The following is a 25,409-nucleotide window of genomic DNA, read 5'->3' on the forward strand; positions in this document are numbered from 1 at the left end:
TCAGGGTGCGGCGAGCGCGGCCAGGCGCTCGGCGGTGCGGCGGCCGGCTTCGCCGCCCTCGTCCGGGAGCTGGCGCCAGCCGGCCAGCGCCGAGCGGTACGCCTCGGCCGCGGCACGTTTGCGGTGGGCGGAGGTGTAGACCTCGCCACGCCAATGATGCGCCTGTGCGGCGAGTCGCACCATGGGGCGCGGGTCGGAGGCGCGGGCGGCGGCGGTGTCCGCGGCGTCCGCCGCCCGCCGGTAGGCGTCGGCCGCGCGGTCGAGGCGCTCGGCGCGCTGGGTGTGGTGGTATCCGAGCCGGTGCACCTCCCCCAGTTCGTAGGAGATCCTGGCGATCTGCGCGGGATCGACCGCGGGCTGCACGGCCCGGCCCAGGACGTGCTCCGCCTCGCGCAGGTCGACCAGGTCGCCCTCCGCGGTGTAGCGCAGCACGAGGGCGCGGCCGAGCATCAGCAGCCGGGCGGGCAGCCGGGGGTCGTCGGTGGGGGTCTCCATCCGGCAGTCGCGAAGGACCAGGACCGCCCGGTTGACGAACATCTCGCCGCCGGGGAGCGCGGCCCGGTCGAGCAGGGCGGCGCCCCATTCGGCGACGAGGTTGCTGTATTCGGGGCGGTCGCGCGGGGTGAGGCGGCAGGCCTCCGCGAACCGCCCCGCGGCGGCTTCGAGTTCACCGGGCGGGCCGCCCTCGGAGTGCCGGGCGGCCCTGATCCGGCCGGCCCTGGCGAGGATGGCGGCGCGCAGCAGCCGGTCGCGGGTCTCGCCGAGCGCGCGGTCCACCAGCCGCTGGGCGTCGGCCAGTTGGCCGCCCATCACCAGCAGCGCGTCGACCAAGGCGAGGAGCGCGGGGACCAGCTGCTCGGGGCCCGCGTCCTCGCGTTGCAGCGCGTCCACGCCCGCTTCGAAGGACGCGGCGGCCTGCTGCGCGCAGACCTGCTCGCGCTCCCGGTCGGGGGCCGCGCCGGCCAGCCGCAGCAGGGCGCGGCCGTGGGCCAGGGCGAGCTGGCTGGGGCGGTCGTCGGTCGGCGGCCAGGCGTCGGCGAAGGCTTCGAGCGAGCCGACGGTCTCTTCGAGCAGCACGGTGTCGCCGCTGATGAGCCACTGGTCCTCAAGGATCTGGACCCGCTCCAGGGTGGCGGCGAGCAGCTCGCGGCGTTCGAGGCCCGGCGAGGCGCAGACGGCGGTCAGTTCGCGGTCGGCGCGGCGCAGCAGGTCCAGCGCGCCGCGGGTGTCGCCGACCGCTGACCGGTCGTCGGCGGAGGCGCGCAGCACCTCGGCCCGCACCGAGCGGGCCTTGACGGAACCGGGGTGGGCGGCGGCGGTCTCCGCGGCGTCCTGGGCCTCGCGCAGCAGGCCGGCGCCGCCGCGCAGCCGCCACAACCTGATGAGCTGCTCGGCGAGTTCGCTCCACAGCTCGGGGTCGGTGCCGTGCCGGAATTCCTCGGAGGCGGCGCGGCGCAGCAGTTGCACGGCCTCCATCAGGTTCTGCACCATGCCCTCGTCGCGGAATCTGGCGACGAGTTCCCTGGCCCGCAGGACGACGGACGAGGTGCCGCCCGCGACGCCGTGCCGCGTCCCTCCCCCGGCGCCGCGGATGCCGCCCGCGCCGGAGAGCGGCACGAAGCGCTCCAGGACGCGGGCGGCGACCTCGGCGAAGGGCTGCTGGGAGTCGGCGCCGACCGCGGAGCTCTCGGCGCGGGCGGTGTCCCTGGCCGCGGAGGCGACAGCCGCGTCGGCGACGTCGTCGCTGGGGCCGTCGGCGAGCTGGTTGATGGCCAGGGCGGGGAAGTTGGGGCCGCTGCGGCCGAAGCGCTGCTCGACGTATTCGGAGCAGTGCTTGAGCACCAGGCGGGCCTCGTCGATGCCGAGCGGGCCGAGCAGCACGTCCCGCACGCCGGGCGCGAATTCGTACCACCGGTGGTCGCTGCCCTCGGCTTTCACCACCAGTCCGCTGAGCAGCACTTCGGCCAGTTCCGCGGGGCCCGAGTCGGGCAGCATGGTGCGCTGGACGAGCTGCATGACGGGCAGGAAGAGCGGCGCGGCCGACAGGTAGACGGCGAGCTGGGCTGCGGCGGGCGAGGCGGCGGAGCGGAAGCGGCCGACCAGGGCGGTGGGCGGCGCGGCCGCGCGGCGCGGCCGGGCGGGGCTCGGCGGCTGGTCGGAGCGCACCCAGCCGACGGCGGCGGGCACCTCGCCCGCGCCGAGGCCGGCCAGCAGCCGCGACCAGGCGCCCAGCGCCTGTGCGGTGGGCGGCAGTACGGGCACCGGCAGCGCGTCGCCCGCGGGCGGGGTGGTGAAGCCGCCCGCGCCGGCCGAGAAGCGCAGCGGCGCGGCGGGCAGCGGGCCGTCGGCCCGGTGCAGCACCCCGTAGGAGACCGGCAGCCGGGTGCGCGACCACAGCCGGGCGGGCAGCGGTTGCAGGACCGCCACCGGGCCGTGCCCGGCGAGCCGGTGCAGCAGCCGGTGCGCCTGGCCCGAGCGCCACAGCGGCCCGGCGCAGTCGCTGACCAGCAGGGTGACGCGGCGGCCCGTGGGGTCGATCAGCTGGTCGGCGGAGCGCAGCGCGGACGGCTCGGGGTCGAAGCGGCCGCTGACGGCGGGGGCGCCCCCGGGTGTGGCGTGCAGATGGCGGACCTGCACCTCGTGGAAGGCGCCGAGGCGTTCGAAGACGCCGCCCAGCTCGCGCAGCATCAGCTCCCACACGTACATCGAGGAGGAGGCGTCCATCAGCAGCTGCATGACGGCGTTGCCGCGGCCGACCGGGCGGAAGACCGGCAGCAGCAGCCCGCCGGCCAGGGCGGAGCGCTCGGCGGTGGCGGATTCGTCCAGGACTTCCCGCAGCGGCCGGGCGGGGCTGCGGTAGCGCTGCAACGGGCGCAGCGCCGACTGGAGTTCGAGCAGCCGGGGCAGTGCGGTGGCCTCGGGCACGGCGACGGTGAGGCCGACCGCGCCCGCGTGCCGGCCGCGGCCGGGCTGGGCCGCCCCGGGGTAGAGGTCGACCATGCCGCGGTCGTCCGGCTCGGGCGGCACCAGGCTCTTGCCGCGCCCGTCGGTGCCGTCCGCGGGGACCTGCGGCAGGTCGCCGGGGTCGCCGCCCTGGCCGCCGCCGCTGTCGTGGGCGGGCCCGCTCGGGCGTCCCACCGGCGGCGGTTCCGGGGCGGTGGGTGTGGACCAGCGGGCCAGCCAGAGCGCGTCGGCCAGTTCGTCGGTGCCGGATTCGAGCCCGGCGCCGCTCAGCCTGCCGACGAATTCGGCCAGCGGGTCGGACGCGGCCCGCCAGCCGGTCGCGCCTTCCGCGGGCGGCACCGCCGGCTGCTCGGGTCTGCGGTTCGGCTCGGCATCCACAGCCGCCTCACCTGGGCCGGTCGAGCCGCTGGATGAGCATGTCCGCGAGTCGGGAACGGGTGGGCGGCGCCGCGTGGTGGGTGAGGTAGATCGCGTTCAGCAGCTGGTCGGTGGCGAGCAGTTCGCTGCGGGAGCGGTCGAGGAAGCGGGCGACCAGGTCCTCGCCGAGGGAGGCCGCCTCGTCGCCGAGGTGGGCGCGCACCACGGTGGACAGCCGCTGGTGGTCGGGGCGCTCCAGCTCCAGGTGGATGCAGCGGCGCAGCAGCGGCGCGGGGAAGTCCCGCTCGCCGTTGCTGGTGAGGATCACGAAGGGGAAGGCGCGGCAGCGGACCCTGCCCTCCCGGACGGTGACCTTCGCGCCGTCGTCGGTGAGGACGTCGACCTGGGGTTCGCGCTCCGCGAGGCGTTCGAGTTCGGGGATGCCGTACTCGCCCTCCTCCATCACGTTCAGCAGGTCGTTGGGCAGGTCGATGTCGCTCTTGTCCAGCTCGTCGATGAGCAGCACCCGCGGCTTGGCGGTGGGCAGCAGCGCGGTGCCGAGCGGGCCGAGCCGGATGTAGCTGCCGATGCCGCCGGGCGGGGCGGTGCCGGAGTGGGCGGCGATCTGGTTGTCCTGGAGCCGGGCGATGGCGTCGTAGCGGTAGAGGCCGTCCTGCAGGGTGCTGCGGCTGACGATCGGCCAGTGCAGCACCCGGCCCAGGCCCAGTTCGTACGCCACCGCGTGCGCGAGGGTGCTCTTGCCCGCGCCGGGGCTGCCGGTGACCAGCAGCGGGCGGCGCAGATACAGCGCCGCGTTGACCATCTCCAGCTCTTCCGGGCTGGGCCGGTGCATTTCGGCCATGTGCCGGTAGGCGCCGAGCCTGCGGGCCGAGGAGCTGTCGGGGCCCGGCCCCTGCGAGACCAGCGGCCCGCCGTCGAAGTCCCGCCAGGGCGGCGGCTCGGGCAGCCCGTCGACGCGGGTGTGGGGTTCCCCGGTGCCGCGGTAGATGAGCCAGTCGCCGGACGGGCCGGGCTCGGTCATATCACTCACCTCGATACCTCGTGTCCCTGGTCAAGGGGTCTCCAACGGCTCGTCGGTCCCGGGCAGCGGCCGGGTCGGATCGTGGTAGAAGAGCATGAGTCCCGCGGACCAGAACTTCTCCGGCACCCCGTCGTCCACCTCGGCCCGCAGCTCGGCGAGCAGCCGCGGCAGCCACGCGGCCGACCTGGCATTGCGCACCGCCCTGCCCATGCCGCGGTGGAAGTCCGCGCAGACCGCCTCCTGGGCGACCGGCCGCCGGCGCCACAGGGCGATGCTGTAGCCGCCGCGGACGATACGGTCCAGCGCCTCGGGCGCGGTGGCGGAGCTGCGGCACAGCGCCGGCAGGGTGTCGCGGGGCCGGGCCCGCAGGTCGGCCTCGTCGGGCAGCGGTCCCGCGGCGCCCTCGTCGCAGTCCAGGATGTGCGTACGCGGCGGCTGTTCGTGCAGGGTGCGCCAGCGGGCGGCGCGCTCGTCCGCCTCCGGCCGGTCCTCGTCCGGCATGTCGGTGCGGCGGATCACCACCGGCCGGTCCGGCTCGATGCCGAGCAGCCGCACGTCGGAGAAGCGGCCCACCAGGGCGCCGGGGACGGCGAGTTGGATGACGGCGAGGGTGTCCGGGCCGTCGCAGCGGCGGAAGACCTCGCGCAGCGGCTCGCGCAGCCGGGGCGCCAGCGCCTCCAGGTCGGTGCCCGGGTCGAACTGCTCGTCCACGCACTCCACTTCGCCGCTCTGCGGCACCACGCTCACCCGCCAGTCGTAGCGGCCGGGCTCCCAGCCGCGCGGGGAAATCTGCAACAGGGCCTCGGTGCCGTGCCATTCGGCCGGTGCCCGGTCCGCGCCCGGGGCGGCCCTGACCCGCAGCCGGCTCCTGCGCTCGTCCACCAGAGTACGGCGGAACAGCTTGCCCAGCGTGTCCTCGGCGTCGGCCGCGGTGTGCTGGGCCCACTCCCACAGCGTGCGCTCCGCCGACTCGTCGGCGGCGGCGACCCGGTCGGCGGTGGCGGCGTGCACCGCGTACCGCAGCACCGCCTCCAGCTCTGCGGTGCCGCGCCGCAGGTCGTACAGCAGCCCGAGGCCGTCGCGCCAGCCGCGCGGGGCGACCGTCAGGCCCTGGGAGGGGCCGCCGCGCACCGCCTCGACGACGCCCTTCAGGCTGTTCGCGTCGACCGGCGGCGGCAGTTCGGCCAGCAGGCCGAGCAGCCGGGTGCGCTGGCCGGGGGTGAGGGCGCGGCCCGCGCAGGCGCCGATCTCGCTGTGCGCGTCGGTCCACGTGCCGCCGTCGTCGCGGACGAAGGCGTGCCGGTCGGCGTGGTAGAGGTCGTGCGCGGTCATCACCCGGTGGTAGAGGTCGAGCGACGGGTCCGCCGGGTTGCCCGCGGGCAGCCGGCGTAACTGCTGGATGCCGACGGCCTGCCCGCCGTCCTGCCCGCGCCTGCGGGCCTTGAGCACCCCGATGACCTCGCCGCGCACCAGGTCGACCACCGGCCCGCCGGACACGCCGTGCGGCATCTCGTCCTCGTTGCCGAGCTTGAGGACACCGCCGATGCCGACCTGGCCGCTGATGGTGCACCTGCCGTTGTACGACTCAGGTCCGGCCTCGCCCGGGGTGTAGCCGAAGAAGGCGACCTGGTTGGTCGTGTAGGCCTTGGCGGTGCGCTCGGTCAGCCACACGCAGGGGTGGTCGACCGGGTCGAGCAAGCGGATCAGCGCGAGGTCGGGGGCGGGCCAGATGCCGCCGTCGTGCTCGGCCGGCTGTGCCCACTCGACCACGCCGTCGAGCATGCGGTCGCCCCAGCCGACCGTGACCGCGCGCGCCGCCGGCTGGCCCACACCTGCCGCCCCCTCCGCGTCCTCCGAACTCCGGCACGCCACATGGGCGCAGGTCAGAACCCAGTTGGGCGCGACAAAGAAGCCGCTGCCGTACAGCGGGTGGCCGGGCGTCGCGCCATGGACGCTCACGGTCGCGTCGCGGACCAGTGGGACGAGGAATTCCGCCGGATCGATGGGCTCGAGCTCATCGCTCCGCGGCGTCACCCCGCTCCCCCCGCGCCGTCGATCGCACCTGTCGCATCCGTCACAGCGGTCAGCGCACCCATGCCACCCCCCACTGGCCGATCATCCCCGAAGGCTAGCGCCTGCCGGCGCCCGCACGAGGCCCTTCGGGCAACTCCTATCCTTGTCCAGTCTGTCCCCGTCCTTCGCTGTTCTTCCCCGCCCAGCGACCCTCCCACCCCTGTTTCAGGAGCAGAACTTGTACTTCACCGACCGCGGCATCGAGGAGCTCGCCGACCGGCGCGGAGAGGAGGAGGTCACACTGGAGTGGCTCGCCGACCGCCTGCGCGAATTCGTCGACCTCAACCCGGATTTCGAGATCCCGGTGGAGCGCTTGGCGACCTGGCTCGCCCGCCTCGACGACGAGGACGTCTGAACCGGGGGTCCCCCCGAGCTGCCCCTTTCCCCGGTCCCGGGACCTTCCCCCGGTGGTGGGCTGGTCGCGCAGTTCTCCCCCAGAGCTTCGCCTGGGGGAGAACTGCGCGACCAGCCACGACGGCGCGGCACCTACGCGGCAACCCCCGCCCGGCGGGCGCGCAGTGTTACTTGACTTCCCGCGGACGCGATATATCGTGTGTTGGACGAGGACGCGATATACCGCGTTGAGCCGGCGCTCAGGAAGGACCACCGTGGAACGGACCGTGTCGGAACCCGGGAAGTTCGAGTTCGAGGACGCCATAGACACGCTCTGCGTGCGGATCGTCGGGGGCGACGTCAATGTCGTCGGGATCGACGAGGGGCCGACGCGGATGGAGGTCACCGAGCTGGAGGGGCCGCCGCTGAAGGTCGAGCGGGTCGGGTCGACGCTGACCGTCGCGTACGAGGACCTCAGCTGGAAGGGCCTGCTCAAGTGGCACGACCGCCACGGCTGGCGGCGCCGCGCGGTGATCTCGCTCGCGGTGCCCGCGCACACCTCCGTCGAGGTCGGAGTGGTCGGCGCCGGAGCGGTGATCTCCGGGATCAGCGGGCCCACCGTCGTCCAGGGCGTGAACGGCGACACCACGCTGGTCGGGCTCACGGGACCGGTGAAGGCCAACACCGTCGCCGGGAATGTCGAGGCCCAGTCCGTGTCTGGCGACCTGCGGGTCAACACCGTCTCCGGGCACCTCACCGTCGTGGAGGGCAGCGGCTCCGAGGTCAGGGCGGACTCGGTCAGCGGCAGCATGGTGCTCGACCTGGACCCGTCGGGCGGCGCCGACGTCCGGCTGGCCACCGTGTCCGGCGAGATCGCCATCCGCATCCCGGAGCCGGGCGACGCCGACGTCGACGCCAACACCACCAGCGGCCGGGTGTCCTGCGCCTTCGAGGAGTTGCAGGTCACCGGCCAGTGGGGGGCGAAGCGCATCACCGGCCGGGTCGGCTCGGGCGGGGCCAGGCTGCGGGCGACCACCGTCTCCGGCGCGATCGCCCTGCTGCGCAGGCCCCCGCTGGAGGACGCACCCTCCCTCAGGAAGGACATCTGACATGCCGCCCGTCTTCGCACACGGCCGGCTGCGGCTGTATCTGCTCAAGCTGCTCGACGAGTCACCGCGGCACGGCTACGAGGTGATCCGGCTGCTGGAGGAGCGCTTCCAGGGGCTCTACGCGCCCTCGGCCGGCACGGTCTACCCGCGGCTGGCGAAACTGGAGAAGGAGGGCCTGGTCACCCACTCCACCGAGGGCGGCAGGAAGGTCTACGCCCTCACCGACGAGGGCCGGGCCGAACTGGCCTCGCGGTCCGACGAGATCGCCGGGCTCGAAGCGGAGATCCGCGAGTCCGTCTCGGCGCTGGCCGCCGAGATCCGCGAGGACGTCCGCGGCGCCGCGGGCGACCTGCGCCGGGAGGTGCGGGCCGCGGCCCAGCAGGCGCGCAGCCGGCCGGACGACGCACCGCTCAGGAACAAGGACGTCAAGCAGGAGTGGCGGGAGCGGGCGCAGCGCGCCAAGGACGAGAGCCGCAGGGCCAAGGAGGAGGCGCGGGCCGCGCGCCGGCAGGCGAAGGACGCCCGGGACGCGGTCGACAGCGCGCGCGACGAGGTGCAGCAGATCGTCCGGCAGGTGCAGGAGCAGGTCCAGTCGTATTCGCGCGGCGGCGACTGGCAGGCGGGCGTCCGCGAGGGCCTGGCGGAACTGACCAGGCAGCTCGGGCAGTTCGGCGGCCGGCCGGCCGGTCCCGGGCCGGAGCCGTGGTCGGAGGCGACATCGGAGCCGGAGCCGGGCCCCACCGCCGGGTCGATGAAGGCACCGGCGCCGCCCGACCCGCACGAGGACGAGGCGGACGACGGCACCCCGCCGTCTCGGGACCCGGTGCGCGACCTGGAGCGGCTGCTCGACCGCTTCCGTGACGACGTCCGCGACACCGCACGCGATCTGGGCGTGGACGACGGCCAGTTGCGCGAGGTGCGGCGCCATCTGTCGGCGGCGGCCGCGCAGATCACGGCCGCCCTGGGCGGCCAGAAGCCCTGACGGAAGCCTGACGGAGGCGGGCCGGGTCAGCTGCCGGTGAGCACGATCTTGCCGAACACCTCGCCGCGCTCCAGCTGTTCGAAGGCCTCGCGTGCCCGGTCCATCGGCAGGACGGTGTCGATGACCGGGCGCACACCGGTGGCCGCGCAGAAGTTCAGCAGGTCCTCCAGCTCGTCCTTGGTGCCCATGGTCGAGCCGACGACCCGCAGTTCGAGGAAGAAGATCCGGTTCAGCTCGGCGGCGGGCGGGTTGGGCCCGCTGGTCGCGCCGGAGATGACCAGGGTGCCGCCGGGCCGCAGTGACTTGACCGAATGCGACCAGGTGGCGGCGCCCACCGTCTCGATGACCGCGTCGACCCGCTCGGGCAGCCGCCCGCCGGGCTCCACGACGGCCCGCGCCCCCAATTCCAGGGCCCGTTGGCGCTTGCCCGCGTCACGACTGGTCGCGTAGACTCTCAGTCCCGCCGCTTGTCCCAGCACGATGGCAGCCGTGGCGACTCCGCCGCCGGCCCCCTGCACGAGGACCGCGTCCCCCGGTCGTACGTTCGCGTTGGTGAAGAGCATCCGGTAGGCCGTGAGCCAGGCCGTCGGCAGGCAGGCCGCCTCCTCGAAGCTCAGCTCGGCCGGTTTCTTCAGTACGTTCCAGGTGGGCACGGTGACCCGTTCGGCCAGGGTGCCCTGGTATTTCTCGGTGAGCAGCGAGCGCCGCTCGTGCGGGCCGACCCCGTGGCCGGTCTGCCCGATCACCGAGTGCAGCACGACCTCGTTGCCGTCCTCGTCGATCCCGGCGGCATCGCAGCCGAGGATCATCGGCAGGCTCTCCTGCCCCAGGCCCACCCCGCGCAGCGACCACAGGTCGTGGTGGTTGAGCGAGGCGGCCCTGACCGTGACGGTGCTCCAGCCCTCCCGCTTGCCGGGCTCGGGGCGCTCCCCCAGTTCGAGTCCGTTCAGCGGGTGCTCTGCGTCGATGCCTGCGGCGTATACGGCGAACATGCCCCGACGCTAACGCACCCGCTCAACCCGCGTCGCCGACGCCCGAGGGCCTGTCTGACAAATCCCGTCCGGCTGGCGGGGTCCGGCACGCACGCTTGCTGCGTTGTCGGTCGTCGGCGCAGCCCGCTGCGCTCTTCCTCCCTCCGCCTTGCAATCGCACGCACCAGACCCCGCCAGCCCCGCCCCAAGGGCGGACGACGCTATTTGCCGGACAGGCCCTCGGCGCTCAACCCGAAACCCGCGCCGGCCAGCAGCGGCGCCAGCGAGTCCGCCGTGATCGCGAAGGCGGGCTGCGTCTCGCCGCCCGGTGCCAGCGCGCCGATCACCTCGCCCAGTTCGTTGAGCAGCGGGCCGCCGGCGGCGGCGGCGGGCAGCCGCAGGTCGGTGCGGTAGAGGTGCAGGCCCTGTTCGGGGAAGGCCTCGAACTTCTCGATGATGCCCGGGACCAGCGCCCCGCCCGGCGCCGCCGCCCGTATCGGGTCGCCGATGTGGGTGAGCCGGGGGAAGCCGAGCCGCAGCGGCCGGGTCCGGACGGGTTCGGCCAGCAGCAGCACCGCCGTGTCCAGGGCGGAGGTGTCGGGGAGGAAGGCCCGGCGTACGGCCTGCCCGCCGCCGGCCAGGCGCACTTCGGTCGCGGCGGCGTCCTGGGCCAGCCACCGGCGGCTGGTCAGGACGTGCCGGTCGGAGATCAGGAAGCCGCCGCCGTCCCCGACGCGGACCAGCGCGGAATGGGCCGCCGCCGCGAACAGCTCGGGCCGCCGCGGGTCGCGGACCAGGGCCGGCAGCCGGTCGGCGTCCTGGAGCAGGAACCGCCGGTAGCCCTCGACGTCGCCGACGCCGGCCAGGCAGCGCAGCCGCCGCCGCAGGTCCTCGGGCTGCGCGGGCGGCTCGGTCAGCTCCGCGAGCGCGCGCAGCGCCCGGCTGTGGTCGCCGGCGTCGTGCAGCGAGCGGAAGCGGCGCAGCGGGTCGCTGTCGGCGGCTGCCAGCGACGCCAGGACGTCGTTCCAGCGGGCGATGCGGGCGGTGCCGAGCCGCATCCGCCCGAGGCGCTCGCCGAGCTGGTCGGCCAGGTGCCTGCCCGCGGGGAGCCGGTCCACGGCGGGCGGCTGGGCGAGGTAGTCCCGCACGGTGGTCAGCAGGTCGAGCAACGGGCCGCGCAGGGAGAGCAGTTCGCTCTCCAGCTCGGCCGGCTCCGGGCCGTACATCTCGGCGAGCAGCCGCTGCGTGGCGGCGTCGACCGGTTCGCGGGAGGGCCGGTGGGCGGCGAGCCGCTCCCTGAACTCCCGGCACACCCGCTCGCAGTCGACGTCCGCGCCGGCCGTGAGCTCCCGCAGCTCGTGCCGCACGCGCTCCAGCTCCCGCTGGTCGGTGTGCCGCTGCGACATGGTCCTGATCTCGCCCGGTGACAGCAGGGTGGTGTCGGTGAAGTCGACCGACCTGCTGTTGCCGGTGCCCTTGTCCCGCGCGGTGACCGTCAGGAGGCAGCTGGCGTCGAATTCGAAGATGACCTCGATCTGCGGTTCGCCCGCCGGCAGCGGCGGGATGCCGGTCAGCGGGACGACGCCGATCCGGGAGCGGGGGTCGATCTGCCCGTTGTAGACCTCGATCAGCACCTCGTCCTGCTCGTCCCTGACGGTGGTGAAGACGTCGGAGCGCTTGGTGGGGATCTTGGTGTTCCGCTCGACCAGGACGGAGAAGCCCTCGTTGCCGTTCTCCTCGCGGACGGCGATGCCCAGCGGGAAGGGGGTGACGTCCAGCAGCAGGGTGTCCTTCAGGCGCCCGGCCAGTGCCGCGCCCTGGAGGGCGGCGCCGCAGGCGACGGCGGCCCTGGCGTCGGACAGGACGGTGCGCTTGAGGTCGAAGACCCGCTCGACGGCCCCGCTGACCAGCGGCGAGAGCATCGGGCCGCCCACCAGCACCAGATGCCTGGCCGGCACGGTCATCTCGGCCTTCATCCGCTTGCACACCTCCCGCAGGGTGCGCAGCGAGCCGGCCAGCAGCCGGGCGAGGTCCTCGCGGTTCAGTTCGAGCCTGACCTCGGGGCGGTCGAGGAAGGCGTTGAGGGTGTACTCGGCCTCGTCCTGCGACGACAGGGCGATCTTGAGGTGCTCGGCGGCCAGCGCCAGGCGCTTCCTGGCCCGTCCGGTCCTGGGCACGTCCAGGCCCTGGGTCCGCAGCCGGGCCGCGAGCTCGTCGGCGATCAGGGCGTCGAAGTCCTGGCCGCCGTACTGGTTGTCGCCGAGGACCTGCTCGACGTCGTAGACGTTGCTGTCGACGTCGAGCGAGCTGACGTCGAGGGTGCCGGCTCCGAGGTCCACCACGACGATCTGCCCGTCGAGGCGCCGCTGCTGCGCGGCCGCCATGCAGGCGGCGGTGGGCTCGTGGATCAGCCGTACGGGGGTGACGCCGGCGATCTCGCACGCGTTGCGGGTGGCCTGCTTGGCATTGTTCAGGAAGTAGGCGGGGATGGTGAGGACGGCCTCGGGCCGCAGGACCGAGAAGTCGTGCCTGCCCGCGGCCCACACCAGCCACTCGTCCCTGACCTGCCCCAGCTCGGCGCGGGCCAGCGCGGCGACCGCCTCGGCGACCCGGTCGTGCAGCAGCTTCTCCACCAGGGACCTGGCGTGCCGGATCAGCCGGGCGGCGACCTCTTCCGGGCGGTATTCGCGGTCGCGGATCCTGAAGACGACGCCGTCGCCCATCCGGCGCTTGGCGGCGCTGATGTGGCCGATCACCCAGGGGGCGAGGATCTGGTCGCCGGTCAGGCCGACGATCTCCTCGCCGCGCTCGGTCACCGTCAGCGTCGAGGCGAAGTGCGGCTTGCCGCCGTCCGGGCAGATCGCCGGGCGTCCCGTGGCGCTGTCGTAGACGGCGGCGACGCAGGTGCTCGTGCCCAGATCGAGGCCCCAGACCGGGGCGAAGCGGCTGTCGACCTCGGCCCGCGCGCGCTCCACCCAGCCGGCGATCCGGTCCTCGAAGGCGCCGCGGCCGACCGCCCCGATCGCGTCCAGCGCCTGCCGTACGCGCATGCGCAGCGGCTCGGGTATGGCCGCGTCGTCCTCGGCGACGAGCCGGCGCAGCGCCTCGGCCGCGGATGTGGCGGGCCCGCGGCGGTCGACCGCGTCCAGGCACAGGTGGACGAGCTGGGCGATGTCGCCGGCCTGGCGCAGGAATCCGTGCAGCCGCTCGTCCTCGACGGCTTCGTCGCCCTTGGCCAGGATCAGGCAGCGGGCCGCCGCGGCGGGGTCGTCGGCCCTGGCGTAGAGGGCGGCGGCCTCCTCGTGCCGGCCGGCCTGCTCGTGGACCCGGGCCGCGCCGAGCAGGTCGCCGCCGGCCTCGCGCGCCTCGGCGCGGGCGGCCCGCCCGCGCGGCGAGTCGTCGCCCTGGAGGACGCGGTCGGCCTCGCCGTAGCGCTCGGCGGCGCGGTAGAGGCGGTGCGCCCGGTAGAGGTCGCCGGCGTCAGCGGCGTGCCGGGCGGCCTCGGCGGGGTCGCCCGCGGCCTCCTCGAAGGCGCTCCACTCGTGGTGCACGGCGGCCCGGCCGTCCTCGGGCGCCGCGCGCAGCGCCGCCTCCAGGCGGTGCCTCTCGACCGCCACGACGGCCTCGCGCACGCTGAGCACCTCCGCGCGCCGGCGCAGCACCGGCTCGGTCTGCTCCGCGGCCCGGTCGAGGTGCCCCAGGATCGCCGACGCGAGCCGCAGGGCCTCGGTGTGCTCGCCGCGCTCCACGAGCGCGTCGGCCTCGGCGCGGCACAAGGCGGCGAGCGAGGCCAGGCGGCCGGTGTCGCCGTCGGCGCAGCTGCCGAGCGCGGCGAGGTGGTCGCCGCGCTCCTCGTGGCAGCGGCTGACCAGGTCGCGGCGCCCGGCCCTTTCGCAGTAGGGCAGCGCGTCGCCGGGCTTCCCGGCAGCGAGCAGCAGGGCGCCGGCCCGCTCGGCGAGCACCCGGCCCTCGGCGGCCAGGCCTTCGGCGTCGGCGAGCCCGAGGCCCGCCAGGGCGTCGTCGGGCCGCGGCGAGGCGGTGCAGCACTCCAGGGCCTGCCGCCGGCGGGCGGGGCTGTCGGCGAGGCGTACGGCGTCGCCGCCGCGGCCGAGGAAGAGCCGGACCGCGTAGAGGTCGGGGAGCAGGTGCTCGGGGAGGTGGTCGAAGTAGGCCGTCCACAGGGCCGTGTCGGCGCCGAGCGCCGTCCTGGCGGTGTAGGCGCGCAGGGCGTCGGTCGTCAGGGCGAGGTCGAGCAGTCCGGCCTCCTGCCTGCGGCCCAGCAGCGAGACGAGGTCGTCGGCGCCGGCCTGCTCGGCGGTGCGCACCGCGAGCCGCCCGGCCGCGCGCCTTTCGAGGCCGTCCTCGCCCAGCCGGCCCGCGACCGTCACGACCACCGTGAGCGCGGAGCGGTCGGGGTGGTCGGCGAGGCCGTGCAGCGCCGCCAGCTCGGCCGGGCCGAAGGCCCGCGGATAGGCCTCGGCGGGCAGCCGCGCGTCGTACCGCTGGACCAGGCCGAGCGCGAGGGCGGGGTCGTGCGCGAGGGCCGGCACCAGGGCCCTGCCGTAGGCCGCCGCCGCGGCGTCCAGCTCCTTGCCGCCGAGCACGACCGGCTTGAAACGCTGCTCGACGGCTTTCAGCGCCTTGCGCAATCCGCGGGGCACACCGTCCGACGACCTGCTCAGCACGTGTCCTCATCCCCCGGTGATCACATGGCGGGCATCAGCCACCTCATGCTAACGGCCGCCGGGGGCACGGGATATGAGACCGCGTCAGCCGGGAGGGGCCGGCGCCTCGCCGGCGGCGGCGGGAAAGCACCGCGCCCGGCACCAGCCCCGAGGGGCAGGTGCCGGGCGCGGTGTCGACCAGGGAGCGGGTGGAGGCCGGTCAGGCCTTCTTGGTCTCCCAGAAGATCTTGTCGATCTCCGCGATCAGGTCGAGGGCCTTCTGGCCGGTGGCCGGGTCGTTCGAGGCCTTGGCGGCGCTGAGGGCCTTGAGCGTGTCGTTCACCAACTGGTGGAGCTGGGGGTACTTCTCGAAGTGCGGAGGCTTGAAGTAGTCGCTCCACAGCACCGAGACGTGGTGCTTGGCCAGCTCGGCGCGCTGCTCCTTGATGAGCACGGCACGCGTGCGGAAGTCCGCGTCCTCGTTGGCCTGGTACTTCTCCTGGACCGCCTTGACGGACTCGGCCTCGATGCGGGCCTGGGCCGGGTCGTACACGCCGCAGGGCAGGTCGCAGTGTGCGCTTACCTTCACCTTGGGCGCGAACAGGCGAGTGAACATGGCTGTCCTTCCTCGTGATCGTCTTTCAGGTGGGACATTACTCCCTGGAGGAGTCGTTTTCTCGGGTGCCCCAGGTGGCTTGGGCCAAAAGTCTGGTGTCACTCTGGGTCCGGTGGAGGAACGAACCAGGAGGCGGTCATGCGGGAGCAGGGGTCCAGGCTGTCGTGGCAGCTTGTCGAGGTCACTGGTCCTTCGATGGCACCCACGCTGCTGAACGGGGACTGGCTGCTGATCCAGAAGATCAGCAGCGGCGCCGAGCTGGTACGCGAGGGTGACGTCGTGGTCCTGAAACATCCGCTGCAGCAGGATCTGCTGATCGTGAAGCGGGCGGTGGAGCGGCGCGAGGGCGGGTGGTGGGTGCTGGGCGACAACACCTTCGTGGAGAACGACAGCAGGGAGTTCGGCATCGTGCCGGACGACCTGGTGCTGGCGCGCGCCAGGGGCCGCTTCCGACCGCCCAGCGAGCTTCAGGGCCGCTTCCGGCGGCCCAGGGAGCTTCAGCGGTCGGTGGCGGGTGTCGCGTCCTGGGCTGCGTCCTGCGTGCGGCCGCTGCGTCCCGACCGGTCGCTCTCAAGGCGCTTGCGGGCCCGGTAGGCCGCCACGTTGGCGCGGGTGGCGCAGCGGTCGGAGCAGTAGCGGCGGGACCTGTTGGTCGAGGTGTCGACGTAGGCGTTGCGGCAGGGGGCGGCCTCGCAGATGCCGAGCCGGTCCACGCCCAGCGTGGTCAGCTGGAAGGCCAGGCCCATGCAGGCGGTGGCCGAGTAGCCGGCGGTGGCGGTGACCGCCTGGTCGGCCAGGTGCATGTGCCAGTCGGGGCGCCCGGTCGCGTCGAGGTGGTCGTGCCCGGAGATCTGCGGGCTGACCGGGAATTCCAGCAGCAGGGCGTTCAGCAGGTCGACCGCCCGGACCTCGTCCCCCTCGTCGGCCGCCTCGAACACCCCGCGCAACCGGGTGCGTACGGCGCGCAGCCTGGACACGTCCGCGTCGACGGCGCGCGACGCGGCGTGCGAGGCGCCGAGCAGCTCCCGTATCGCCTCGACCGAGGTCAGCGAGTCGGTGCCGCGCAGCGGTTCCTCGCTGTTGACCAGGCGCACGGCGTAGTCCGAGTAGTAGGCCAGATCCACAGTGGTCCTCTTGGTCCTTTACGGGGGTAGGCCCGGCCCCGGTAACAGCCGGATCTGCGTCCAGGCTATTACCGGGGCGGCCTTCGCGGGCACGGCGGCGCGGGCGGGCACGGTCAGCGCAGCCGGGAGGGGCCGGCGGGCACGGTCACAGCACCTTCGACAGGAAGGACTGCGTCCGCTCGTGCCGCGGGTTGGTGAGCACCTCCCGCGGGTGGCCGGACTCGACCACCACGCCGTCGTCCATGAAGACCAGCGCGTCGCCGACCTCGCGGGCGAAGCCCATCTCGTGGGTGACCACGATCATGGTCATCCCGTCCTCGGCGAGGCCGCGCATCACGTCGAGGACGTCGCCGACCAGCTCGGGGTCGAGCGCGGAGGTCGGCTCGTCGAAGAGCATCAGCTTGGGCTCCATGGCCAGCGCGCGGGCGATGGCCACCCGCTGCTGCTGGCCGCCGGACAGCTGGGAGGGGTAGCTGGCGGCCTTGTCCGCCAGGCCGACCCGCTCCAGCAGTGCCCCGGCCCGCTCCCGGGCGACCGCCCTGGTCTCCCGCTTGACCTGGACCGGGCCCTCCATGACGTTCTCGATCGCGGTCATGTGCGGGAAGAGGTTGAAGCGCTGGAAGACCATGCCGATGTCCCGGCGCTTGGCGGCGACCTCCCGGTCGCGCAGCTCGTGGAGCCGGTCGCCGCGCTGCCGGTAGCCGATCAGGTCGCCGTCGACCCACAGCCGCCCGGCGTTGATCTGCTCCAGGTGGTTGATGCAGCGCAGGAAGGTGGACTTGCCCGAGCCCGAGGGGCCGATCAGGCAGCACACCTCGCGGGGGGCGACCTCCAGGTCGATGCCCTTGAGGATGTGCGCGGCGCCGAAGGACTTGTGGACGTTCTCCGCCCTGACCATCGGCTCGGCGCTGCCGCCGGCCTCGGACTCGGGGGTCGTGCTGGGGATGCTCATGATCAGGCCGCCTTCGGTCGGCGCAGGGTGGTCAGGTTCGCCCTGACCTTCTGCCACGGGGTCAGCGGCAGCGACCGCAGCGAGCCGCGGGCGTACCGCCGTTCCAGATAGAACTGGCCGACGCTGAAGACGCTGGTCAGCACCAAGTACCAGATCGAGGCGACGAAGTACATCTCCATGATCGCGCCGGCGGTGATCCCGATGTCCGAGGTCGCGCGCAGCACTTCCGAATACTGCACGACCGACACCAGCGACGAGGTCTTGAGCATGTTGATGAACTCGTTGCCGGTCGGCGGGATGATCACCCGCATCGCCTGCGGGAGCACGATCCTGCGCATCGTACGGGCGCTGGTCATGCCCAGCGCGTGCGACGCCTCGGTCTGGCCCTCGTCGACCGACTGGATGCCGGCCCTGACGATCTCCGCCATGTAGGCGCCCTCGTTGAGGCCGAGGCCCAGCAGGGCGGCCACGAAGGGGGTCATCACGGCGACCGTGTCGTTCTTGTAGATCGGCCCCAGGTTGATCGTGTGGAAGATCAGCGAGAGGTTGAACCACATGAGCAGCTGGACGTAGACCGGGGTGCCGCGGAAGAACCAGATGTACAGCCAGGAGACGGCGCCGGTCACCGGGTTCTTCGACAGCCGCATGACGGCGAACAGCACGCCGAGGACCAGGCCCATGGCCATCGCGCACACCGAGACGAGCACGGTGTGCCACAGGCCGGTCATCACGGTGTGGTCGAAGAGCTTGTCGCCGACCGTGCTCCAGATGATCTTGCCCTGCGAGAAGCCGTACGCCAGCCAGCCGAGCAGCACCACCACGACGGCGGCGGCGACCCACCGGCCGTAGTGGCGTACCGGAACGGCCCGGATCGCTTCGTACGGGCTGGTCGTGACGGCCGGGCCGGCGGAGAGGGCCGACCGCGCCCTCAGGGGCGCGGTCGGCGGACGTCCCGCTCACGTCACGAGCCGCCGTTGATCGCGACGGTGGTGAGCGCGCCGGAGGTGGCGTTCCACTTCTGCAGGATCTTGGTGTAGGTGCCGTCCGCGACGATCGCGTCCATGGCGGCCTTCAGCGCGTCCCGCAGCTGGGTGTCGTCCTTGCTCACCGCGATACCGAACGGTCCGGCGTCCGTGGGGGCGCCGGCCACCTCGAAGTCCGCGCCCTTGTTGGAGGTCTGGGCGATGTAGGCGGCCACCGGGGTGTCGTTGAGGTCGGCGACCGCGCCGCCGGCCTTGACGCGGGTCTGCGCCTCGGCGTCGGTGTCGAACGCCTGGATCGTCAGGCCCTTGCTGCCGCAGGCGGTCTTCTGCTTCTTGAAGGCGTCCTCGTAGATCGTGCCGCGCTGCACGGCGACGGTCTGGCCGCACAGGTCGTCGAGCGTCTTGACGCCCTTGGGGTTGCCCTTCGCCACCAGCAGCGAGGAGCCGGAGTTGTAGTAGTCCACGAAGTCGACGCCGGTGCCGATCTTCTTGCCCTTGTCGTCCAGTCCGCCCTGGCGGGCCTTGGTGTCGCTCATAGCGGACATCACGATGTCCGAGCGGCCGGTCTGGAGCGAGGTGATGAGCCCGTCGAACTTGCCGTTGGTGAACTTGAACGTCACCCCCAGCTTCTCGCCGAGCGCCGCGCCCAGGTCCGGGTCGATGCCGACGATCTTGCCGTCCACGGTCTGCTCCATCGGCGCGTACGAGGCGTCCGTGCCGACCTGGATCACCTTGGAGCCCTGGTACTTCTGCGGCAGCTTGGAGAACAGCGAGCCGGGTGCGCCGCTGGTCGTCGCGCTGCCGGCGCCCGCGGCACTGCTGCTCGGCGGCGGCGCGTCGTCCTTCTTGGTCTGGTCGCCGCACCCGGTGAGCACCAGGGTGCCGGCGACCGCGACGGCGGCGACCGCGGCGAGCCGGGAAAGGGCGGCGGTACGCCTGGTCGTGCGTGCGGTCATCGCTGTGTCCTCCTGAAGAGGTGAAAGTGTCGTGCTGGTGGCCTGGCACACGCCTTCGAGTGCCGCCACCGTGTGTGATCTGTGCATCTTGCCATCCGGACAGCGCCGACCGGGGTGCCCGTTGTGTCAAAATCGGATAACGGGCGATCCCCGGGCTCCCATCGGGCCGGCACACCACGGCAGGACCACGACGGGGCCATGCCCGGCAGGGCGGATCGAGTCGATCAAACGCCCTGGAACACCCATCCGGTAGAACGGATTCCCCACCCCTCATCAGGGGCCGGTGCGCGTGCGGCGCATCAGGCGTCCCTGTCCGCCTTTTCGCTCACTCGTCTCGGGCGACGCGGACGCCGAGCCCAACTGCTCTCCCCGTCCTGGGGCGAGTAATCTCCCTCATCATGACAAAGGGGTCCAAAGTGGCAACGGAGATCGTCAACCCGCGGATCGACGGCACCACCGGCGCTGACGGGGACACGGAAGACATCCCCCTCGATCCGGTGTTCGCGCTGCACCGCGGCGGCAAGATGGAGATGAATTCCACCGTTCCGGTGCGTGACGCCGCCGACCTGTCGCTGGCGTACACGCCGGGGGTGGCCGAGGTGTGCACCGCCATCGCGGAAAAGCCGGAGCTGGTCCACGACTACACCTGGAAGTCGCAGGTCGTCGCCGTCGTCACCGACGGCACCGCGGTGCTGGGGCTCGGCGACATCGGCCCCGAGGCGTCGCTGCCGGTGATGGAGGGCAAGGCGATCCTCTTCAAGCAGTTCGGCGGGGTCGACGCCGTGCCGATCGCCCTGGCCTGCACCGACGTGGACGAGATCGTGGAGACCGTGGTCCGCCTCGCGCCGTCCTTCGGCGGGGTGAATCTGGAGGACATCTCCGCGCCGCGCTGCTTCGAGATCGAACGGCGCCTGGTGGAACGGCTGGACATCCCGGTCTTCCACGACGACCAGCACGGCACCGCGGTCGTCACACTCGCCGCGCTGCGCAATGCGGCCAAGCTGACGGGCCGTGAGCTGGGCGAGCTGCGCGCGGTCATCTCCGGCGCCGGCGCGGCCGGTGTCGCCATCGCGAAGATCCTGGTCGAGGCGGGCATCGGCGATGTCGCGGTCACCGACCGCAAGGGCGTGGTCCACCAGGGCCGCGACGACCTCAACCCGGTCAAGCGCGAGCTGGCTTCGTATACGAACCGGGCCGGCCTGACCGGTTCGCTGGAGGCGGCGATGGCCGGCGCCGACGTCTTCATCGGCGTGTCCGGCGGTACGGTCGCCGAGCCGGCGGTCGCGTCGATGGCCAAGGGCGCCTTCGTCTTCGCGATGGCCAACCCCACCCCCGAGGTCCACCCCGAGGTCGCGAACCGCTACGCGGCGGTGGTCGCCACCGGCCGCAGCGACTTCCCCAACCAGATCAACAACGTGCTGGCCTTCCCCGGCATCTTCGCCGGCGCCCTCCAGGTGCGGGCCTCGGCCATCACCGAGGGCATGAAGCTCGCGGCGGCCGAGGCGCTGGCCGGCGTGGTGGCCGACGAGCTGAGCGCGGACCGCGTCATCCCGTCGCCCTTCGACGCGCGGGTCGCCCCCGCCGTGACCGCCGCGGTCGCGGCGGCCGCCCGCGCGGAGGGTGTCGCCCGCCGCTGAGCCGCGCGAACGGCCGATGCCCTGGCGGGCACCGGCCGTTCCGTGCTCATGTGACGAGCGTCACATCCAATGCCGTCACATTTTCGGCGCTCCAGTCCTCATAACAGTGCCCGGCGTGGCGTCGGGCATTGAGCACCTCCGTTCGCCCGGCCCCCCGTACCGGCGAGCGGAGGTGCTCCCCCTCTTCGCCGGGCCTCCCGGGGCCCATGGGGGGCCTCCGGGGGCCCTGCGGGGCTCACACCACGTCGGCCAGCTCCTGGAGCAGCCGGCGCTTCGGGCGGGCGCCCACCATGACCTTGACCGGCTCGCCGGCGCGGAAGAGCAGCAGCGTCGGCATCGACATCACGCCGTAGGCGGCCTGGGTGGCGGGGTTGGTGTCCACGTCGAGCTGGACGATTCGCAGCCGGTGCGCCTCCTCCACCGCGATCTCCTCGAGGACCGGGGCGATCATGCGGCAGGGCGGGCACCAGGCGGCGGTGAAGTCGACCAGCACGGGCAGCTCGCCTGCCAGCACCTCCGCGGCGAAGGTGGCGTCGGTGACGGTCGGTACGGCGTGTGCGGTGGCGCTCATGTCGGTCGGTTCCCCTCGTCGTGCCGCCCGGCCTCGGCCAGGACGGCGGTCAGTTCGCACAGCGGTTCGGCGTCGGCGGTCCCGGTAGCGGTCCCGCCGGCGGTGCCGTCCGCGCGCGCCTCGCGCTCCGCGCGCAGCAGCTGGGCGGCGACCTCGGCCCTCACCGAGGTCAGCCGCTCCACCCACGCGTCGATCTCCGCGAGCTTGCTGCGGTAGACCGCGAGCGAGGCGGCACAGGTGTCCCCCGCCGGGTGCCCGGCGCGCAGGCACTCCACGAAGGGCCGGGTCTCCTCCAGGCCGAAGCCGTACTCCTGGAGGGTGCGGATCTGCTCCAGCATCCGCAGGTGCTCCTCGCCGTAGCTGCGGTAGCCGTTTCCCGCCCGGTCGGCCGGCGGCAGCAGGCCGAGGGATTCGTAGTAGCGGAGCGTTCGCGGCGTGGTGCCGGCGCGCTCCGCGAGTTCGCCGATACGCATGAGGACGACGGTAGACCTTGACGTACGCGTCATGGCCAGCCCCGGATTCCGCACCGGCCGGGGCCGGGACCAGCGGATGGCAAAAACTTTCAGGATTTACGCACCGGGAGTTGCTAACTTCCAGTCCGTCTCGACAGGCTGCGCCCAGCACTTCTCTCCATGCACGCACCACCCGCAACGCGAGGAGCCTGAATGCACCGCCCGAACGGACCCACCCGCCGCCGCCGCACCCTGACGCTGGCCGCCGCCCTGTCCCTGCTGGCCGGCCTGTCGGTGACCGCCGTCACCACCGGCGCGGCGCGGGCCGCCGACCCGCAGTCCGCACGGCAGGCGGAATTCACCGCGGCGGCGCGGGAGTTCGGCGTACCACTGCCCGTACTCGAAGCGGTGTCGTACTACGAGACCCGCTGGGAGGCGCACGCCGGGCAGGCCAACGCCGAGGCGGGCTACGGCCCGATGAACCTCACCGACCTGACCGCGGCGACGCTGGACGCGGACGGGCTGAGCACCCAGTCGCCGCGCTACGCCCCGCTTCTCACCGCCCCCGCCGAGCACACCGCGGCAGCCGCGGCCCACCTGCTCGGCGCGGCCACGGCGGACGTCACCGGCGGCGAGGCGCAGAACATCCGCGGCGGCGCCGCCCTGCTCGCCTCGTACGCCAAGGGCTACGGCCACGGCAGGCTGCCGCGCGGCACCGACGGGTGGTACGCCGCCGCGGCCCGCTACAGCCAGTCCACCGAGGACAAGGTCGCGCAGGCCTTCGCCGACGGCGTGTGGTCCACCATGGCCGCCGGCGCCACCCGCACCACCGCGGACGGCCAGCTGGTCACCCTGGCACCCGTCCGCGGCCTGCACCCGGACCGCGCCGACGTGCGCAAACTCGGCCTGACCGAGGTCACCCCGCCCAGGAGCAGCACCCCCGCGGAATGCCCCACGTCACTGCACTGCGACGTCATCCCGGGCGCCTACACCCTGCTCGACCCGTCGAACCTCGCCGACTACGGCAGCCACGACCTCGCCGACCGCCCGAACGGCAGCCTCGACATCCGCTACATCACCCTGCACAGCACCGACGAGACCTACGACGGCACCCTCGACCTCTTCAACGACCCGACCTACGCGGCCGGCGCCCACTACGTCGTCAGGTCCCAGGACGGCCAGGTCACCCAGATGATCCCGACCAAGGACATCGCCTGGGACAGCGCCAACCGCTCCTTCTACCAGCACTCCGTCGCCATCGAGCAGGAGGGCTGGGCGACCCACGGCGCCGCCTGGTTCAGCGAGGACCTCTACCGCTCCACGGCCTCCCTGGTCCGCTACCTGGCCGCGAAGTACGACATCCCGCTGGACCGCGCCCACATCCTCGGCCACGACAACATCCCCGGCGGCACCGAGGCCGGCGTCGCCACCCAGCACTGGGACCCGGGACCGGGCTGGGACTGGGAGCACTTCTTCGACCTGCTCGGCGCCCCGATCCGGGCCACCGCGCCCGCGGGCAGCCCCGTGGTGGCCATCAAGCCCGGTTACGCCCGCAACACCCGGTCCACGACCTACTGCGACGACGTGCAGGGCTACAAGCGGTTCCCCGGCCCTTACCGCAGCTTCGACTGCCCCGTCACCTCGCAGGACGCCCCCGCGTCCTTCGTGCCGCTGCACACCGCGCCCAGCACCACCGCGCCGCTGGTCGCCGACCCCTACCTGCACCCCGACGGCTCCGCCGGGACCAGCGCCATGAACGACTGGGGCGACAAGGCGCCCGCCGGCGAGCAGTACGTCGTCGCCGACCGCGTCCCCGGCTGGACGGCCATCTGGTGGGGCGGCACGAAGGCCTGGCTCCAGGACTCCCCCGCCCACCCCGCGACCGTCCCCGTCCGCGCCACCCGCATCGTCCCCAAGGCAGGCGCCACGTCCATCCCCGTCTACACCACGGCCTACCCAGAAGCCTCCGTCTACCCCCCGGACTTCGTCGCCTTCGAGGGCGGCACCGCCCCCCGCCCCCAGCTGGCCCGCGCCAAATACTCCATCCCGGCCGGCCAGTCCTACGTGGCCGCCGGCCCCGCGGTCCCGACCGACTCCTACTTCGCGATCTACTACGACGGCTCGGCGCCGTACGACCAGCACGATTTCGTCGGGGCGACGAAGGTGTACGAGATCGTCTACAACCACCGGATGGCGTTCGTGAACGCCGCGGACGTGGACGTGGTCACATCAACGTCCTGACCTGAGCCACGTCCCCTTGCGGGTGCATTGCCTGACTGCGGCGGCGGCGTGGTTGCGCGCGCAGTTCCCCGCGCCCCTGAAAAACGCTCACCCTCCGCCCGGAGGGCAACGCCCCCAGCCAGGGGCGAACGCCTGGGCGCAGGAGGACGCAGGCCAAAAGGGGCGCGTGGGGGTACCCCCAGGCGAAGCTCTGGGGGAGAACTGCGCGCCCGCCGACAAGGCGGGAAAGGCGAACGGCCACCGCAAGGGGCACCCACCCAGGGGCGCGTGGGGGTACCCCCAGACGAAGCGCTGGGGGAGAACGGAGCGCCCCGCCGGCGAGGCGGGAAAGGCGAACGGCCACCGCAAGGGGCAGGGTCACGGGCAAGCACCGCGCAGCGAGTGGCTGAGGTCCGGGTTAAGTGGTGCGGTCGCTTTCGAGCGCCTCGTGGGTGAGGCGCAAGGCGCGGCTGGACGTCTCGGGGGTCCGTTGCGCCACGCAGACGAAGAGGCAGTCGACCACGACGAGCTGGCTGATCCGGGAGGCCATGGCCCCCGGCCTGAACGTGGTCTCGCGTCCCGCGGACACCAGCACGTGGTCGGCCAGCCGCGCGGCCGTGGAGAGCGGGTGGTTCGTGATCACCACGGTGGTGGCGCCCTCCGCGGCGGCCCGCCGCAGCGGTTCGAGCACGTCGCGGCTCTCACCGGAGTGCGACACCGCGAGGAAGACGTCCCCGGGACCGAGCAGCACCGCGCTGGTGAGCGCGGACTGCGAGTCGCCGTGCGCATGGCAGGGCCGGCCGATACGGGCCAGCTTCTGCTGGAGGTCCTGGGCGACCAGGCCAGACGCGCCGACCCCGGCGATATGCAGCTGCCCGCCGCCGCAGACCGCTCTGACGGCCCGGTCCAGCTCCGCGGGATCGAGCTGGCTGGCCGTCTCCTGGACGGCCTGCGACTCGGTGTGGACGAGCTTGGCGATGACCTCGGCCGCCGAGTCCTCCCGCGTGATGCCGGCGCTGAGCGTGGAGCGCGGCGCCTGCCGCGCGGCGGAAGCGGCCAGGGCGAGCCGCAGCTCGGGATAGCCGGCGAATCCGAGCGCGCGGGCGGTCCGCACGATCGAGGACTCGCTCGTCCCGGCGAGCGCGCTCAACTCGGAGATGGTGCTGCGGGCGACCTGCGCCGGGTCCTCCACGATGAGGGAGGCGATACGGGCGGCGGCTGGGGTGAGCGAGGGCAGCAGCCCCCGCACCATGGCGGTGAGCGCGTCGGCCGAGTCACTGGGCGCAGTGGCGTCCCACGATCGGTCGGTCGGTGACTCCTGGACTATTTGGTGCACGCCAGCAAGCATGCACCGCGAAACACCCGTCTGGGACCCACGGGTGAAGATTCTCGGCGTCTGGACG

19 protein-coding genes are annotated in these 25,409 nt (G+C 73.3%); 6 read left to right on the forward strand and 13 right to left on the reverse strand.

What is annotated here, in order from left to right:
- Genes OG900_13710 through OG900_13720 form a run of 3 tightly spaced genes read right to left on the reverse strand, consistent with a single transcriptional unit; the run spans position 1 to position 6,397 of the window.
- Positions 1 to 3,342: an SAV_2336 family protein gene (locus OG900_13710; protein WUH91057.1), complete on the reverse strand. Its 3,342-nt coding sequence runs from the start codon at positions 3,340 to 3,342 to the stop codon at positions 1 to 3.
- 7 nt (positions 3,343 to 3,349) lie between these two features.
- Complete coding sequence (locus tag OG900_13715; GenBank protein WUH91058.1) at positions 3,350 to 4,363, reverse strand: MoxR family ATPase; 1,014 nt, start codon at positions 4,361 to 4,363, stop codon at positions 3,350 to 3,352.
- 30 nt (positions 4,364 to 4,393) lie between these two features.
- The gene (locus tag OG900_13720; GenBank protein WUH91059.1) at positions 4,394 to 6,397 is read right to left on the reverse strand and encodes a serine protease; all 2,004 of its coding nucleotides are present in this window, start codon (positions 6,395 to 6,397) and stop codon (positions 4,394 to 4,396) included.
- A 217-nt stretch (positions 6,398 to 6,614) separates the two neighbouring features.
- On the opposite strand from OG900_13720, the gene OG900_13725 reads away from it, so the two are divergent.
- The 3 genes from OG900_13725 (at position 6,615) to OG900_13735 (ending at position 8,860) form a co-directional block, all read left to right on the forward strand.
- Complete coding sequence (locus OG900_13725; protein ID WUH91060.1) at positions 6,615 to 6,791, forward strand: DUF6104 family protein; 177 nt, start codon at positions 6,615 to 6,617, stop codon at positions 6,789 to 6,791.
- Positions 6,792 to 7,017: 226 nt separating this feature from the next.
- Positions 7,018 to 7,878, forward strand: coding sequence for a DUF4097 family beta strand repeat-containing protein (locus OG900_13730; GenBank protein ID WUH91061.1), 861 nt, complete (start codon positions 7,018 to 7,020; stop codon positions 7,876 to 7,878).
- 1 nt (position 7,879) lies between these two features.
- Positions 7,880 to 8,860, forward strand: coding sequence for a helix-turn-helix transcriptional regulator (locus OG900_13735; GenBank protein ID WUH91062.1), 981 nt, complete (start codon positions 7,880 to 7,882; stop codon positions 8,858 to 8,860).
- Between the two features lie 26 nt (positions 8,861 to 8,886).
- On the opposite strand, the gene OG900_13740 is transcribed toward OG900_13735, so the two are convergent.
- The 3 genes from OG900_13740 to sodN form a co-directional block, all read right to left on the reverse strand.
- The gene (locus tag OG900_13740) at positions 8,887 to 9,852 is read right to left on the reverse strand and encodes a zinc-binding dehydrogenase (protein WUH91063.1); all 966 of its coding nucleotides are present in this window, start codon (positions 9,850 to 9,852) and stop codon (positions 8,887 to 8,889) included.
- Positions 9,853 to 10,052: 200 nt separating this feature from the next.
- Positions 10,053 to 14,516, reverse strand: coding sequence for an Hsp70 family protein (locus OG900_13745; GenBank protein ID WUH91064.1), 4,464 nt, complete (start codon positions 14,514 to 14,516; stop codon positions 10,053 to 10,055).
- A gap of 199 nt (positions 14,517 to 14,715) precedes the next feature.
- Positions 14,716 to 15,111 (reverse strand): superoxide dismutase, Ni, encoded by a 396-nt coding sequence (gene sodN, locus OG900_13750; protein ID WUH91065.1) that lies wholly within the window; start codon positions 15,109 to 15,111, stop codon positions 14,716 to 14,718.
- A gap of 138 nt (positions 15,112 to 15,249) precedes the next feature.
- Here sodN and sodX point away from each other — a divergent pair, with 138 nt between their 5' ends.
- Positions 15,250 to 15,705 (forward strand): nickel-type superoxide dismutase maturation protease, encoded by a 456-nt coding sequence (gene sodX / locus OG900_13755; GenBank protein ID WUH91066.1) that lies wholly within the window; start codon positions 15,250 to 15,252, stop codon positions 15,703 to 15,705.
- Here sodX and OG900_13760 read toward each other — a convergent pair.
- From OG900_13760 to OG900_13775, 4 genes are all read right to left on the reverse strand, one after another.
- Positions 15,609 to 16,235: a CGNR zinc finger domain-containing protein gene (locus OG900_13760; GenBank protein ID WUH91067.1), complete on the reverse strand. Its 627-nt coding sequence runs from the start codon at positions 16,233 to 16,235 to the stop codon at positions 15,609 to 15,611. The genes sodX and OG900_13760 overlap by 97 nt on opposite strands.
- Before the next feature lie 145 nt (positions 16,236 to 16,380).
- Positions 16,381 to 17,133 (reverse strand): amino acid ABC transporter ATP-binding protein, encoded by a 753-nt coding sequence (locus OG900_13765; GenBank protein ID WUH95744.1) that lies wholly within the window; start codon positions 17,131 to 17,133, stop codon positions 16,381 to 16,383.
- 56 nt (positions 17,134 to 17,189) lie between these two features.
- Entirely contained in the window at positions 17,190 to 18,119 is a 930-nt protein-coding gene (locus OG900_13770) for an amino acid ABC transporter permease (protein WUH95745.1), read from the reverse strand.
- A gap of 29 nt (positions 18,120 to 18,148) precedes the next feature.
- Positions 18,149 to 19,126, reverse strand: coding sequence for an ABC transporter substrate-binding protein (locus tag OG900_13775; GenBank protein WUH91068.1), 978 nt, complete (start codon positions 19,124 to 19,126; stop codon positions 18,149 to 18,151).
- Between the two features lie 416 nt (positions 19,127 to 19,542).
- Here OG900_13775 and OG900_13780 point away from each other — a divergent pair, with 416 nt between their 5' ends.
- On the forward strand, positions 19,543 to 20,763 hold the full coding sequence (locus OG900_13780; GenBank protein WUH91069.1) for an NADP-dependent malic enzyme: 1,221 nt from the start codon (positions 19,543 to 19,545) through the stop codon (positions 20,761 to 20,763).
- A 235-nt stretch (positions 20,764 to 20,998) separates the two neighbouring features.
- Here OG900_13780 and trxA read toward each other — a convergent pair whose 3' ends face one another.
- Both trxA and OG900_13790 read right to left on the reverse strand, forming a co-directional pair.
- Positions 20,999 to 21,334, reverse strand: a complete 336-nt coding sequence (gene trxA / locus OG900_13785; protein ID WUH91070.1) for a thioredoxin — start codon at positions 21,332 to 21,334, stop codon at positions 20,999 to 21,001.
- Complete coding sequence (locus OG900_13790; GenBank protein ID WUH91071.1) at positions 21,331 to 21,807, reverse strand: MerR family transcriptional regulator; 477 nt, start codon at positions 21,805 to 21,807, stop codon at positions 21,331 to 21,333. The genes trxA and OG900_13790 overlap by 4 nt, the downstream gene beginning before the upstream one ends.
- Before the next feature lie 192 nt (positions 21,808 to 21,999).
- On the opposite strand from OG900_13790, the gene OG900_13795 reads away from it, so the two are divergent.
- Complete coding sequence (locus tag OG900_13795; protein WUH91072.1) at positions 22,000 to 24,027, forward strand: N-acetylmuramoyl-L-alanine amidase; 2,028 nt, start codon at positions 22,000 to 22,002, stop codon at positions 24,025 to 24,027.
- Between the two features lie 397 nt (positions 24,028 to 24,424).
- Here OG900_13795 and OG900_13800 read toward each other — a convergent pair whose 3' ends face one another.
- Positions 24,425 to 25,342, reverse strand: coding sequence for a MurR/RpiR family transcriptional regulator (locus OG900_13800; protein WUH91073.1), 918 nt, complete (start codon positions 25,340 to 25,342; stop codon positions 24,425 to 24,427).
- Between the last annotated feature and the right edge of the window lie 67 nt (positions 25,343 to 25,409).

It is taken from the genome of Streptomyces sp. NBC_00433 (genome assembly GCA_036015235.1).
In the GTDB taxonomy this organism is placed as follows: Bacteria; Actinomycetota; Actinomycetes; order Streptomycetales; family Streptomycetaceae; genus Actinacidiphila.

Excerpts from the sequence above, each read along its gene's own strand:
- OG900_13715 (WUH91058.1), bottom strand. The coding sequence starts at position 4,363 with ATGACCGAGCCCGGCCCGTCCGGCGACTGGCTCATCTACCGCGGCACC.
- OG900_13735 (WUH91062.1), top strand. The coding sequence starts at position 7,880 with ATGCCGCCCGTCTTCGCACACGGCCGGCTGCGGCTGTATCTGCTCAAG.
- OG900_13740 (WUH91063.1), bottom strand. The coding sequence starts at position 9,852 with ATGTTCGCCGTATACGCCGCAGGCATCGACGCAGAGCACCCGCTGAAC.
- sodN (WUH91065.1), bottom strand. The coding sequence starts at position 15,111 with ATGTTCACTCGCCTGTTCGCGCCCAAGGTGAAGGTAAGCGCACACTGC.
- sodX (WUH91066.1), top strand. The coding sequence starts at position 15,250 with ATGCGGGAGCAGGGGTCCAGGCTGTCGTGGCAGCTTGTCGAGGTCACT.
- OG900_13765 (WUH95744.1), bottom strand. The coding sequence starts at position 17,133 with ATGGTCAGGGCGGAGAACGTCCACAAGTCCTTCGGCGCCGCGCACATC.
- OG900_13775 (WUH91068.1), bottom strand. The coding sequence starts at position 19,126 with ATGACCGCACGCACGACCAGGCGTACCGCCGCCCTTTCCCGGCTCGCC.
- trxA (WUH91070.1), bottom strand. The coding sequence starts at position 21,334 with ATGAGCGCCACCGCACACGCCGTACCGACCGTCACCGACGCCACCTTC.
- OG900_13790 (WUH91071.1), bottom strand. The coding sequence starts at position 21,807 with ATGCGTATCGGCGAACTCGCGGAGCGCGCCGGCACCACGCCGCGAACG.
- OG900_13795 (WUH91072.1), top strand. The coding sequence starts at position 22,000 with ATGCACCGCCCGAACGGACCCACCCGCCGCCGCCGCACCCTGACGCTG.